General features: G+C 57.3%; 11 protein-coding genes and 1 riboswitch. Of the genes, 8 read left to right on the plus strand and 3 right to left on the minus strand.

Features of this window, described 5'->3' with window-relative positions; genetic code table 11:
- Positions 1-46 precede the first annotated feature (46 nt).
- From GOV90_RS00650 to GOV90_RS00660, 3 genes are all read left to right on the plus strand, one after another.
- Positions 47-421 carry an OB-fold nucleic acid binding domain-containing protein gene (locus GOV90_RS00650; protein ID WP_171089346.1) on the plus strand — a complete coding sequence of 125 codons (375 nt, stop codon included), beginning with the start codon at positions 47-49 and terminating at the stop codon, positions 419-421.
- Positions 422-506: 85 nt separating this feature from the next.
- A complete protein-coding gene (locus GOV90_RS00655; protein WP_171089348.1) occupies positions 507-1,535 on the plus strand; it encodes a VOC family protein in 1,029 nt (342 codons plus the stop codon).
- A gap of 264 nt (positions 1,536-1,799) precedes the next feature.
- On the plus strand, positions 1,800-2,276 hold the full coding sequence (locus GOV90_RS00660) for a hypothetical protein (protein WP_171089350.1): 477 nt from the start codon (positions 1,800-1,802) through the stop codon (positions 2,274-2,276).
- Between the two features lie 78 nt (positions 2,277-2,354).
- Here the strand turns inward: GOV90_RS00660 and GOV90_RS00665 are convergent, their stop codons facing one another.
- Positions 2,355-3,044, minus strand: coding sequence for a glutathione S-transferase N-terminal domain-containing protein (locus tag GOV90_RS00665; RefSeq protein ID WP_171089352.1), 690 nt, complete (start codon positions 3,042-3,044; stop codon positions 2,355-2,357).
- Between the two features lie 196 nt (positions 3,045-3,240).
- Positions 3,241-3,318: riboswitch (SAM riboswitch) on the plus strand.
- A 61-nt stretch (positions 3,319-3,379) separates the two neighbouring features.
- On the opposite strand from GOV90_RS00665, the gene metZ reads away from it, so the two are divergent.
- Both metZ and folE2 read left to right on the plus strand, forming a co-directional pair.
- Entirely contained in the window at positions 3,380-4,570 is a 1,191-nt protein-coding gene (gene metZ / locus GOV90_RS00670; protein ID WP_171089354.1) for an O-succinylhomoserine sulfhydrylase, read from the plus strand.
- Positions 4,571-4,825: 255 nt separating this feature from the next.
- A complete protein-coding gene (gene folE2, locus GOV90_RS00675) occupies positions 4,826-5,929 on the plus strand; it encodes a GTP cyclohydrolase FolE2 (protein ID WP_171089356.1) in 1,104 nt (367 codons plus the stop codon).
- A 341-nt stretch (positions 5,930-6,270) separates the two neighbouring features.
- Here folE2 and GOV90_RS00680 read toward each other — a convergent pair whose 3' ends face one another.
- Positions 6,271-6,963, minus strand: coding sequence for a hypothetical protein (locus GOV90_RS00680; protein WP_171089107.1), 693 nt, complete (start codon positions 6,961-6,963; stop codon positions 6,271-6,273).
- Positions 6,964-7,057: 94 nt separating this feature from the next.
- On the opposite strand from GOV90_RS00680, the gene GOV90_RS00685 reads away from it, so the two are divergent.
- Complete coding sequence (locus tag GOV90_RS00685; RefSeq protein WP_171089358.1) at positions 7,058-8,506, plus strand: TrkH family potassium uptake protein; 1,449 nt, start codon at positions 7,058-7,060, stop codon at positions 8,504-8,506.
- The gene (locus GOV90_RS00690; protein ID WP_171089360.1) at positions 8,506-10,080 is read left to right on the plus strand and encodes a thiamine pyrophosphate-binding protein; all 1,575 of its coding nucleotides are present in this window, start codon (positions 8,506-8,508) and stop codon (positions 10,078-10,080) included. The genes GOV90_RS00685 and GOV90_RS00690 overlap by 1 nt, the downstream gene beginning before the upstream one ends.
- 52 nt (positions 10,081-10,132) lie before the next feature.
- On the opposite strand, the gene GOV90_RS00695 is transcribed toward GOV90_RS00690, so the two are convergent.
- Positions 10,133-11,872: a serine protease gene (locus GOV90_RS00695; RefSeq protein WP_171089362.1), complete on the minus strand. Its 1,740-nt coding sequence runs from the start codon at positions 11,870-11,872 to the stop codon at positions 10,133-10,135.
- Positions 11,873-12,078: 206 nt separating this feature from the next.
- Between GOV90_RS00695 and GOV90_RS00700 the strand changes: the two genes are divergently transcribed.
- A complete protein-coding gene (locus GOV90_RS00700; protein ID WP_171089363.1) occupies positions 12,079-13,008 on the plus strand; it encodes a glycine--tRNA ligase subunit alpha in 930 nt (309 codons plus the stop codon).
- Positions 13,009-13,010 lie beyond the last annotated feature (2 nt).

Consider the following 13,010-nt stretch of genomic DNA (forward strand, 5'->3'; position numbering starts at 1 on the left):
CGCGCCGTGTCTGGACTTTCCTTGCGTTTGTTCTATCTTTGTTCTCATGCTTGTTGCTCCTGTTCGCACTGTCGCGCCAAACCAGGGCTGGCCGCGCCCGCCATCCTGTTTGCCCTCAAGCCAGTTAACTGCACCGCCCGAGGGCGCGCGGGTGGCCGTGGCCGGGCTGGTGATCCTGCGACAGAGGCCGGGGACGGCCAAGGGGGTGATCTTTCTGACGCTTGAGGATGAGACCGGGATCGTGAATGTGGTGGTGTGGCGCAAAATCTACGAACAATTCCGTCGCGCGGTGATTTCAGGGCGTTTGCTGAAGGTGACAGGTCGGATGCAGCGGGCGCATTCGGTGACTCATGTGATCGCGGAAGAGATCGAAGATATCTCGGGCATGTTGGATGTGCTGGTGCGGGGGGAAGGGCAATAAAGCAATCTGCGTATAGTGCTGCCTCTGGACAGGGCGCTGCCCCGGTCATAGCTCGGATAGGTATTGAAACGGGTAAGAGGGCGCGATGGCAAACGGACATTTTCTGTGGACGGACCTGTCCACCTACGACATGCGCACTGCCAGAACGGACTATGCTGAATTTTTCAATTGGTCCTTTGGCAAAGAAGAGGCGTATGACTTTGCCACTATCGGCGGTCAGGAGGTTGCAGCAATCTTCCCGATGCCGGATCGTTTGGCGAAAATGAACATGCCGTCATTTTGGATGTCCTACATCCATGTTGATAATCTGGACGCGAAGGTCGAACAAGCTCGGACACACGAGGGGGTCATCATCGAAGTTGAGCCCCAACCCTTCAGTGAAGCGGCCCGTATCGCGTTGGTTCGGGACCCGTCCGGCGCAGGGTTTACGATGTACGAAGGACCTGACATCCAGACCGGCGCCCCAGGCGCTGGTAAGGTCATAGGCCGCTTTCACCACGTTCCTGACATAGCGCTGATCGCGCCATTCTATGCGGACCTGTTCGGGTGGCGCTTTGAGAAAAGCTCGGCAAGCCCATGGCCGCGTTATGATATACGCCATCCCGACGGAACAGTTGTTGCCTGGGCCGAAGAGGTGCCCGAGGCGATACGTGGAAAGTTTCGCTATTGGATGCCATGTTTTGGCGTCAAATCGGTCGGCGATACCCTACGGCAAATCGAAGCGCGGTCCGGGCAGCACCACAATGACCTGCCGGAGGGCCGCGTATTGGTATCAGACCGGCAAGGGGCTCATTTTATGATCCAGACTGTGGATCCAAACGGTACTGCTGTCGACGAAAGATCGGATTCAAGCGCCAAAAGCACGCCTGTGGGAGTGGCCTGGAAGTCGCTGATCGCGTTGGTTTGCGTATGGCTTGCCGTGATCATGGATTTACAGGTGTTTTGGGGCGTGCTGTTCCTGATCTGGACATGGCTGGCACTAAGATCCGGGCGCGCCGATTTTGTGGAGCCGATTGATCGGGCGACTCGACCTTGGATGTTCTGGCTTATCACCGGAACGTGGATCGTGCTTATCTCTTGGGTGATCATTGCGTCGGTTTTCGGTGGCTGGTGATTTTGTGCGAAGGAAGCTAAGCGCTCATTACAAATCAAACGTTTTTTCAGCAGCTTGGTGTCCGATTCCGCTCGTTTGGGAACCGTCGCATGGACATGTTTGCATCAACCAAGAGTGAGCAAAAGGCGCTTTTCTGCCAATTTGGCGACTGTTGGTCGACTCTCCGACACCGGGTGGGTATTTGCTCATGTCTTTTTGCGTCAGCCGAGGCTCGGGGGTGGGCTTGGTCGCGCATCACTCAACGTCTTCTCAGAGTCAATCGGGATGCCAAACACTAAACAGCACGGATCGTTCAAAAAAACCATCGGTCTGGATGAAGATCAAATATTAGACCGTCTTGCAGAGCTTTCAGTGCTCAGCCGGTCAAAAGGGTATATGCATGCCGCAAGAATGATAGAAGAAGCTCAGAAAGCATACGCTTTCGAGAGCCAGCATCTTGCAGCCGCTGAAGCATACCGCACCGAGTTACTGAACTTGACGGGTTTTGAGACGACCCGCTCGCCGGAAAACTTGGATTTGAAGCAACGCGGAGGTCCGAGTTTTAGGTCGAGGCGGTCCAGGAAACCGGAATGCTTCCATTCCGACATTGCACATCGATCAGTTAAACCGCAGGGGCAAAGAGCTTTTGTCCTGACAGCCGGGATGCGTGTCGAAAGCAGGAAGGTTACAGCGTTGCGTGGTCAGCAATGGGCAGGCAAACCAATGCGCTTTCCCGCAGAGCCAGAATTCAAGTTTCGCTGATGCACTGTGCTGCGGCCATTTTGTTCATGCCTAACATCGAACATCACCAAGAAATCATGTGCTTGCTGTGATTGGGGTTTATCGCTTGAACAAAACCCCTTGCGACTGCTTGTCCCTGTGATCCCCACGCAATTCGGCGTGTAATGCGCGACCAGCCTGAACGCCAGGACGGGCGCTTACGGTTTCAAGCCAGCGGGCGAAATGGGGTGTGTTGTCCAGTACATGCTGCTGACCTTCCCAAAGGCTGGCCCAACCCCAGATCGACATATCTGCGATGGAGTAGAAATCGCCCGCAACGTACTCATTATCCGCCAGTCGACGATCCAGCACGCCATAAAGGCGGGCGACCTCGGTGCGATAGCGGTCCTTTGCGTAGGGCAGGTCCTGTGGTGGGTCCAGTTGAGGGGCGTATTTCAAAAAGTGATGCGCTTGACCGGCCATGGGTCCGACGCCGCCCATCTGCCACATCAGCCATTCCTCAACAGCGATCCGGTCACGCTCGGTCTTGCCATAGAACCGCCCGGTCTTGCGGGCCAGATACATCAGGATCGCACCGCTTTCGAATACGGAAACGGGTTCACCATCAGGACCGTCGGGATCAACAATGGCAGGCATCCGGTTGTTGGGGGCGATCTTCAGAAACTCCGGGTCGAACTGATCGCCTTTGCCGATGTTGATCAGGTGAGTCTTGTAGGGCAGCTCCATCTCTTCCAGGGCGATGGACACTTTCCAGCCGTTTGGCGTGGGCCAGAAATACAGATCGATCATGGTCTCTCCTCAGGTTGAAGAGATCATGAGAGTTTCTGCGCAATCGGCAAGGGGGCTTGCGGCAGGCGAAGCGCAAAAAGCTGTGACTTCGGGCGATGCCATCGCAGGGGAAGGCCCGTCGAACCTTTGATTACAGATCTGTGACTGCGGGTTTGTCGGGGTTGACGACTCTGCATGTGCGGCGTAAGGCCAACATCACAGACCACGTGGCGATTTGTTACCGGATTGCGGGCCACGCTAAACAACACCGCTAAAAGGTCAGGATGAAAGACCCCTTTCGCTTGGCCGCGTCTGGGGTTTTTTGTTTGCCTCTGCCAGAGGCTGAAAGGATTGAGATGAGCGAGAACTGGAACAAGCGCACCCAAGCCGTCCATGGCGGCATCCGCCGCAGCCAATACAACGAGGTGAGCGAGGCGATTTTCCTGACGCAGGGCTTTGTCTACGAAAACGCAGAACAGGCCGAAGCCCGGTTTCTGGAATGCGGACCTGACGAGTTCATCTATGCCCGTTACGGCAACCCAACTGTATCCATGTTCGAACAGCGTATCGCAGCGTTGGAAGGGGCTGAAGACGCCTTTGCAACGGCATCGGGTATGGCCGCTGTCAACGGTGCGTTGACCTCGATGTTGAAGGCAGGCGATCATATCGTCTCTGCCAAAGCCTTGTTTGGATCCTGTTTGTACATCGTCGAAAACATCCTGACCCGCTTTGGTGTGGATGTGACCTTTGTTGATGGCACTGATCTTGAGCAATGGAAGGCCGCAATCCGGCCTGACACCAAAGCGGTGTTCTTCGAATCCATGTCGAACCCGACTTTGGAGGTGATCGATATCGCGTCTGTGGCCGAACTGGCCCACGCTGTCGGTGCCCTTGTTGTGGTGGACAACGTGTTCTCGACCCCGGTGTTTTCGCGCGCGATCGCGCAGGGTGCAGATGTTGTGATCTATTCGGCGACCAAGCACATTGACGGCCAAGGTCGCGCGCTGGGCGGCGTGATTATCAGTACTCGTGACTTCATCCGCGGAACGGTCGAGCCGTACCTGAAGCACACCGGCGGCGCGCTTAGCCCGTTCAACGCCTGGGTCATGCTGAAGGGTCTGGAAACCATGGCTCTGCGGGTCAATGCGCAGGCTGAAAGCGCGCAAAAGATTGCCGAGGCACTGGAAGGGCACCCGGCGCTTGAGCGTACCCTGTATCCCGGCCTGGGAACCCATGCGCAGAACGCGCTGGTTCAGACGCAGCTTGGCGGCAAGGGCGGCACGGTTCTGTCTCTGGACATCAAGGGTGGTAAAGATGCGGCCTTTGCGTTCCTGAATGCGATGACGATCCCCGTGATTTCAAACAATCTGGGCGATGCCAAATCCATCGCAACGCACCCGGCTACAACGACGCACCAAAGGCTGAGTGACGCGCAGAAAGACGAATTGGGTATCACACCCGGCCTCATTCGGTTCTCTGTTGGTCTGGAAGACGCTGACGACCTGCTGTCCGATATCCGGCAGGCGTTGGAGGTCTCGCAAAAGTAATCTGCCGCGCCCCTGGCGTCTTTATCGTGCCGGTGTGTGACTTGACGTCAAATTGCAGCGTGATTGTGTTTCCGTATGGATAGCCTGCTGCGCTGTTTCCTGCTGATTGCACCATCAAAAGGCGCAAATCGTTGCGAATTGACGGTTTTGCACCGCTTTTTTCGATCCGGACTGCTATTGGCCACGTATCGGGGTAGACTGGAAAATGAACATCAGTCGTATATAGTCCGACGATCAATCGAGGAACCGCAGCCGATGAACGTTCACCCGCGCGACATTGATGAAACTCCGGATCGGGAAAAGGCCGCCGAGGCTCTTAAAGTTCTTCGGCAATGGGCTCAATCGGCGTCTGCATCCGAAATCAGCCAATTGGACCCGGCAGTCGCCAGGTTGGTGCCCGGGCTGACTTCGGTGAATTACCCATCTCTTTCTCGCGAGTATCCTGAAGAATTTGCAGTCGATGCCGCGTATCGCGCGTCACTGCCAGATTTGCAGAATGGCCCGTCCAGCCTGATCCGTGGGGCCAAGCAGCAAATCCAGCATGTGGGTATTTCGAACTTCCGCCTGCCGATCCGTTTCCATCGGAAAGAGGGCGATGACCTGACGCTTGAGACGTCGATCACAGGTACTGTCAGTCTGGAGGCCGAGAAAAAGGGCATCAACATGTCCCGGATCATGCGGTCGTTTTACAAACATGCAGAACGTACGTTCAGCTTCGAGGTCATGGAAGCGGCGCTTGATGACTACATGACAGATCTGGACAGTTTCGATGCCCGGATTCAGATGCGGTTTTCTTACCCGGACAAGGTAATGAGCTTGCGCTCAGGTTTGGAAGGCTATCAATATTACGACATTGCCCTGGAATTGGTCGAACAAAACGGTGTGCGCCAGAAGATTATGCATCTGGACTATGTGTACTCTTCGACATGTCCGTGCTCGCTGGAACTGAGCGAACACGCTCGTTCGATGCGCGGGCAGCTTGCAACGCCGCATTCTCAGCGCTCGGTCGCGCGGGTTTCCGTTGTGGTGGACTGCGATGCAGATTGCCTGTGGTTCGAAGATCTGATTGCGCTGTGTCGTCGTGCTGTTCCGACCGAGACGCAAGTCATGGTCAAACGTGAGGACGAACAGGCCTTTGCCGAGCTGAACGCCGCAAACCCCATCTTTGTCGAAGACGCTGCGCGCCTTTTCTGCGCTGAGCTGTTGGCGGATCACCATGTGGGCGATTTCCGCGTTGTCGCCAGTCACCAAGAAAGCTTGCACAGCCATGACGCCGTGTCGATTCTGACCGAGGGCCCAACGTTTGAGGCATCCAGCCTGGACCCCAGATTGTTCACAACCCTGTTTCATGTTGGGTGAATCGCGCCGTGTAAGCGGCTAGAATTTAATCAGAGTTTCTGGCCGCAAGCGTTCTTTCGCCGCAATGCAGCAAAAATGCTGCACTTGCGCACTCTTTGCCTGTATATTCGAAGGGAATGCAGCAGACGTATGCCTGCCTTCGGGAAGGTGTGCGTCCCCGAAAGGAAACCGAGACGTGACACGCCTTGGACTGCAAGACCTGGATCACCGCCCGATACATCGGTGCGGGCAGGGCACCTTACCCCAAAAATTCGGGCTGCATCGTTATTACAGGAGAAACATGTAATGAATCCGATTACCCAACCGTTGGAGCTTCAGGCTGCGGCGTTTCGATTGGCGGGCTATGCCGTGGTCAACCAAATGAAGATCATGCAAATCGTAGCTCGTTCAGCGTTCGAATTGCCGATGGCACCTGTGCAAGCACTGCATGCGGCCGCATCAGCTCCGGCGCCGGTCGCTGAAAAGCCAGTCAGAAAACCGACGGTCAAGGCCAAGCCTGCTGCTTCCAAGGCCAAACCTGCTGCTTCGCGTGTGCAAAAACCAGCGGCCAAAAAGGCCACGGTTGCGAAAAAACCAGTAAAGAAGGTTGTGGCGGCTGCGCCCAAAACAAAACCGGTTGAGTTTTCCGCCAAGCCGCGCGCTGCCGCTGTGGCAAAGGTTGAGCCGGTCGTGAAGGCCAAGCCCGCGCCAAAACCAGCCCCGCAGGCCAAAACAGAAGAAAAACCTGCCGCACCCGTTGCCAAGCCAGCAAAACCGGCGGCGCGAAAGGCGACCCCCGCATCGTCTTCTACCGTTAAGGCAACTCCGGCGAAAAAATCTCCGGCCCGGGCTGCAGCGCCTGTAGCCAAGACACCTGCGGTCCAGCCAAAAACCGCTACGCCGTTGGAAAAAGCGGTGTCGACTCGCGCGAAACCTGCGCCCCGCACACGCAAAGCGGCTTCACCCAAACCTGCACCGTCTGCCACCCAGTCAAAGCCCGAGGCGACAGCAGAGAAGCCCAGCCCGCAGACGCGTAGAACCCGTGCACCGTCCAAACCTCCGGCGATGCCCGGGGCAGATACGAAATCCGACGCTTAACCCGGATCATCTGCTTGACACGGTCGGGTTGGCGCGCCAACGCTGCGCCTCATGATGGATCTTCGCCCGGTCGGATATGTGATTGGCTTGCTGGTCGCCATTCTTGGGGCGACCATGCTGTTTCCTATGCTCGCCGACATGATCGAGGGGCGGGGGGAATGGCATGTGTTCCTGGAAAGCGCGATCATCACGATGCTGACCGGGTCGGTTCTGGCGATGAGTTGTTCCAACGGCGTGGGCGAGGGACTGACCATTCGGCAGACCTTTTTGCTGACAACCGGCGTATGGGTCGCGCTGCCGGTATTTGGTGCAATCCCGTTTCTGTTCGGTGAAACCGAACTGCGCTTTGTCGATGCCTATTTCGAGGCCATGTCCGGCCTCACAACAACAGGCTCAACCGTCATAACCGGGCTGGATACACTGCCACGGGGGCTTTTGCTGTGGCGCGGTATTCTGCAATGGTTGGGCGGCATCGGTATCATCGTGGTCGCGATGGTGTTCCTGCCGGAATTGCGGGTGGGTGGTATGCAAATCTTCCGTTCGGAAGGGTTTGAAACCATGGGGAAAATCCTTCCGCGCGCGCAAGAGATCGCAGGCCAGATTTCCCTGATCTACGTGTTCCTGACTGTAGTATGCGCGCTGGTCTACGCCGCATTCGGGATGAGCTTTTTTGATGCCACCGTCCATTCGATGACCACCATCGCGACGGGTGGATTTGCCAACTATGACGCGTCATTTGCAACATTCTCGGGCCCGGTGGAATACGCGGCTGCGGTGTTTATGATTCTGGCGGCGTTGCCTTTCGTTCGGTATGTTCAGCTTGCCAACGGCCAGACCTCTTCTTTGTGGGAGGACAGCCAGATCCGTGCCTTTATCGCGACCGTTCTGGTGCTGGTCGTGATAATGACCATTTTTCTGACTTCGGTCTTCCCGCATCATTGGGAACAAGCTTTCCGCGAGTCCCTGTTCAACATCACCTCGATCATCTCGGGCACCGGGTATGCCAGTGTCGATTACATGGGATGGGGCAGCTTTCCGGTCATGTTGTTTTTCCTGATCGGGCTGATTGGCGGCTGCGCGGGATCCACGGCATGTTCGATCAAGATCTTCCGGTATCAACTGCTGCTGGCGTCAATCAAAACTCAGATTAGGCGGATCCGGTCCCCGCACGGAGTTTTTGTACCGCTTTACGACGGTCGGCCCGTAGGGCGCGATGTTCTGACCTCGGTCATGAGCTTTTTCATGTTCTTCGTTCTGTCGATGGGCGTGTTGTCCTGGGCTCTGGCGCTGACGGGGCTGGACTTCATCACGTCCGTGTCCGGGGCAGCAACCGCGTTGGCTAATGTCGGCCCTGGTCTGGGCAGCCAGATTGGGCCCGCAGGCAATTTCGCGGGCCTCAATGATACGGCCAAGTGGCTGCTTACGATCGGAATGCTGGTTGGGCGGCTTGAACTTCTGGCCGTTTACGCGATCTTCACCGTTCAATTCTGGAGAAACTGATGAAAAGACCCCTTGGCGCGCAAATTTCGCATATGCTCAAGGATCGTGGCGTGGATGTGATCTTTGGCATTCCCGGCGTCCATAATCAGGAAATGTATCGCGGCATCGAAGAGGCGGGCATTACCCATGTTTTGGCGCGGCATGAGCAAGGGGCAGGGTTCATGGCAGATGGCTACGCGCGCGCCACAGGCCAGCCGGGTGTTGCCTATGTCATCACCGGGCCCGGTTTGTGCAATATCATGACACCGATTGGTCAGGCCTACAGCGACTCTGTCCCGATGCTGGTGTTGTCTTCTTGTCTTGATGAAACGCAGGCAATGCGTGGCCAGTTGCATCAGATGAACGATCAGCGTGTCGCTGCCGGGACGGTTGCCGATTGGTCGGCACAGGCCGAATCCGCCACAGCAGCCTATGGGCTGGTAGAACGTGCTTTTGAAGAGTTCGAGCTATCGCGACCACGGCCCAAACACATTCAGGTGCCAATTGCGCAGTTGGAGGCGGATGCCGAGCCCGCGCCATTTCCAAACCAGCCAGCGCTGCGCACCAAGGCGTTGCCGCCTGATGTGTCGTCCGTTGTTTCGATGCTGAACCTGTCACGCAGGCCATTGTTCATTTTGGGCGGGGGTTGCAAGTCCAACGACTGGCGGCAAATTTTGACACAGTTGGGCGCTGCTTGCTTTACCACCTACGCCGGGCGCGGGATGCCGGGCGCGAACTACCCGCTGGATTTCGGATCCATGCTGCCGCGCCCTGGAAGCGCCGAAGTCATAGCCTCGGCGGACCTGGTGATTGCTGTTGGCGCTGAGCTGGGCGAAGTTGATTTGTGGCGGCATGAGCTTGGACACAAAGCGACGCTGATCCGTGTGGATCTGGACCCCGAAGTTCTGTCTGATCGCCACCGGGCCGCAATCAAGCTCCAGACAGACAGCCAAAGCTTTGCCCGCGCATTGTGGCACGCGACTGCTGACATGAAACCCGCGACCGGATGGTCGGCCGATGAGGTCGCCGTTGCGCGTGCCCGCTGGCGCGCCGAGGTAGACGCCGAGAGGCCCGGAATTGTGCCGGTTGCGGACGCGCTGCGCGAAGCCATGCCAGCAGATACAATGATCTATTCGGACATGACGCAGTTCGCCTATGTCGCGAAAGAGGTTTGGGACATGGCCTATCCTCATCACTGGCATCACCCTACGGGGTTCGGCACCCTTGGCTACGGGTTACCTGCCGGAATTGGTGGGGCAGTGGCACGACGTGGAAAGCCAACGGCAGTTATCGCCGGGGACTATGGGTTTCATTACACGATGCAGGAACTGGGTGTTGCGGTTGAGTTGGGTTTGTCTTTGCCAATCATCCTATGGGACAATGGCAAGCTGAAAGAAATTGAAGACAGCATGGTGCGCAGTCAGATCGCACCGAATGCTGTGGTTGCTCGAAACCCGGATTTCTGCAAATTGGCTGAGGCTTTCGGTGCCTTGTCGGCGGCACCTTCGACATTGGCAGAAATGCAGAGTGCCACCCGCGCCGCCTTCGACGCACCGGTCCCGACGCTTATCCATGTGACGCCAGACATTCTGTAAAAAAAGCGCCGCGCGGGTGCGCGGCGCTTGGAAATTTGCAGTTGGCTGCGGTTTATTCCCAGCAGTGCACCAGAACCGTCATGCCTGTTGCGCGTCGGCTCAATTCATTGGGCGAAATCTGTGTGGTTTCCTCGCCCGACAGACCGGACACGCCAGCCTGAGCCAGAATTTCTGTCAGCCGCTCACCGGTGGCTGCCAGACTGACAGATGCAGGCAGACTGCGACCTTCGGACGGGGGCGGCAGCAACATGCCAACCACATTGCCGCTGTCATTAAACACCGGACCACCGGCATCACCGGGCAGCGCGCTTAGTGCCAGACGTTTGACACCAGCTTCACCGTTCAACCCGCGGACATCGGCAACTTGCCCAAATGTCAGCGTTGGCGCGCCCAATGCGCCCTGATACGAGAAGCCTGACACCGCGATGTCGGACTGAAGACGCGGCAAGGCCGGGCTGAATGCGGCCACGCTCATGGGCGCCAACGCCTTGGCCGGGCGCAGAACAGCAACGCCTACTTCGTCGTCTGCCACGGCAAGCTGCACCTCTTGATCGCCATCCAGTGTTATACGGGTGCAATTTTCGACAGCTTCCGAAACCGTCAAGACAGTTCCCTTGTCATCCGCAAAGAAACCCGAACGCGACAGGCGGGGCTTGCGGATCTGAAGGCCGGAGACAAGGTCAATGCTCTGCTCTGCGTTCAAACCTGCTGCAGCGTCAAGCACCGCGTCGGTTGTGTCAAAACTGGACGCCATAGCTGCCAAAACCCGCAAACGACGCGCTTCATCCCCCTCGGGCCACACCAGGGTGAACCCCTTGATCTTCCCATCGGTCAGGCGTGCCTGTGTGAAGGACACAACCCCGTTTCCGCGCCCTTCAAGGGTGAAGCGATCTCCGCGCAGTTCACGCGGACCATTGAGGGGAACGATCTCTAGCGACTGCATGACCTCATACAGGGCCCGAAGCGTGCGCTTGTCGCCGTCCTGGCTGATCAAAAGCGCCTTGGCGTTCAAATCGGATGCGCTGTTGAAATGCACGAAAGGGGCCTCATACCGGTCAAAGCTGACGGCACCCAGCGGGAAGTCCATTGTGATCCCAGCTGCGTCATCGCTGTAGCGGGCCATGCCGACACTTGTCAGCGGCGCGTTATAGTCGTCCATCAGTGCTTTGCGCTGCGCGGTGGTCAGAACGCCAGTTGCTTCATATCCGTTAAAGCGTTGCCAATCTCCCATCGAGCGGCGCGTTCCCTGACCAAAGGCCCCGTCAATGGTCGAGTTGTAGAACCCCGCCGCCTGCAAGGCCGTTTGCAGGTTTCTGCGTTCCTGCGCGGTCAGCAGACGTTCGGATTGCAAGGCTTGTGCCCGCGTTTCATCCGCGTCCTGAGTAGGCGCGATTGTCAGCGTATCTTCTGCCTGAGCAACTGGCGCAACCGGTGCCGCGACGGTGCCACGGTTCAGCACGTTTGCCCCAACAGGCCAGAACTGTTGCCCCAGTCCGCTGGAAAAGGCGATGAAACTGTCGCGGGGGATTTGACCCTCGGACCGATAGACCTGCAGCACCTGTTGCGCATCCGGGCGCGCATATGGGCCGACCACGATCGCATACCATCCGCTGTTCAGTCTGAAACCGTTCACATCAGGCAACGCAGTCGCATAAGCCTGCGCCCGTTCCTGCGCTTCTTGCAGCGTTGGCTGGGCTTCAATTTGAACCCAGACGCCGGGGTCTTGCTGTGCGGATGCGGCGCGCAGGCCGACCACAAGAAATAATAGAATTGCTGAAAATACGCGTGTCATTGTCTGCCCGTGTTTTGCAGTGTTTGTGCTTTGGCGCAGGGTACGCGATTTCCAGTGCTAAATACCATGCCGCATGTACGGGGAATTTGTGGTGTGGCCGCGCAGATACAGCCATGGGGCAAAGCCCCGTTGACGCCCCTTGGCCCCTTGCATAGGAAGGGCCAAACCGACCGGAACCGGGCGTAAGAATGCCCAGAGGGAATGCCATGACCGAACCGAACAGCGCACCGCGTTCATTTCAGGAGATTATCCTGCGGCTTCAGACCTATTGGGCCTCGAAAGGCTGTGCGATTTTGCAGCCCTATGACATGGAGGTCGGGGCAGGGACGTTCCATCCTGCGACCACTCTGCGTGCGTTGGGATCCAAAGCATGGGCCGCGGCCTATGTTCAGCCGTCGCGCCGCCCGACGGATGGGCGCTATGGCGAAAACCCAAATCGTTTGCAGCATTACTATCAGTACCAGGTGCTGATCAAACCCAGCCCGCCCGATCTGCAGGAGCTTTATCTGGGCAGCCTCGAGGCCATCGGCATCGACATGGATCTGCATGACATCCGATTTGTCGAAGATGACTGGGAAAGCCCCACCCTGGGTGCCTGGGGTCTGGGTTGGGAAGTCTGGTGTGATGGTATGGAAGTCAGCCAGTTCACTTATTTCCAGCAGGTCGGCGGGCATGATTGCGCACCCGTCTCGGGTGAGCTGACCTATGGTCTGGAGCGTCTGGCGATGTATGTGCTGGGTGTAGACCATGTGATGGACATGCCGTTCAACGACCCGCAATCCCCCAGCCCGCTGACATACGGTGACATCTTCAAGCAAACCGAAGAGGAATACGCACGCTGGAACTTTGACGTTGCCAATACCGAGGTTCTTCTGCGTCATTTCGAAGAGGCCGAGGCTGAATGTGCTGCCATTCTGGCGCAAGAGCATGACGATCCTAAAACCGGCAAGCGCATCATCATGGCGCACCCGGCTTATGATCAATGCATCAAGGCCAGCCACATCTTCAACCTGCTGGATGCGCGCGGAGTGATTTCGGTGACTGAAAGACAGGCTTACATTGGACGTGTGCGGGCGCTGGCAAAGCAATGCGCGGATGCGTTTGTTCAGACCGAGGCGGCCGGGTTCCAAGCCTGATG

The organism is Ruegeria sp. HKCCA5929, assembly GCF_013034525.1.
Classification (GTDB): domain Bacteria; phylum Pseudomonadota; class Alphaproteobacteria; order Rhodobacterales; family Rhodobacteraceae; genus Ruegeria.

Bases quoted from the DNA above. Each gene is read 5' to 3' on its own strand.
- GOV90_RS00660 (WP_171089350.1), top strand. From the start codon at position 1,800: ATGCCAAACACTAAACAGCACGGATCGTTCAAAAAAACCATCGGTCTG.
- GOV90_RS00650 (WP_171089346.1), top strand. From the start codon at position 47: ATGCTTGTTGCTCCTGTTCGCACTGTCGCGCCAAACCAGGGCTGGCCG.
- GOV90_RS00695 (WP_171089362.1), bottom strand. From the start codon at position 11,872: ATGACACGCGTATTTTCAGCAATTCTATTATTTCTTGTGGTCGGCCTG.
- folE2 (WP_171089356.1), top strand. From the start codon at position 4,826: ATGAACGTTCACCCGCGCGACATTGATGAAACTCCGGATCGGGAAAAG.
- GOV90_RS00685 (WP_171089358.1), top strand. From the start codon at position 7,058: ATGATGGATCTTCGCCCGGTCGGATATGTGATTGGCTTGCTGGTCGCC.
- GOV90_RS00655 (WP_171089348.1), top strand. From the start codon at position 507: ATGGCAAACGGACATTTTCTGTGGACGGACCTGTCCACCTACGACATG.
- GOV90_RS00700 (WP_171089363.1), top strand. From the start codon at position 12,079: ATGACCGAACCGAACAGCGCACCGCGTTCATTTCAGGAGATTATCCTG.
- GOV90_RS00690 (WP_171089360.1), top strand. From the start codon at position 8,506: ATGAAAAGACCCCTTGGCGCGCAAATTTCGCATATGCTCAAGGATCGT.
- GOV90_RS00665 (WP_171089352.1), bottom strand. From the start codon at position 3,044: ATGATCGATCTGTATTTCTGGCCCACGCCAAACGGCTGGAAAGTGTCC.
- metZ (WP_171089354.1), top strand. From the start codon at position 3,380: ATGAGCGAGAACTGGAACAAGCGCACCCAAGCCGTCCATGGCGGCATC.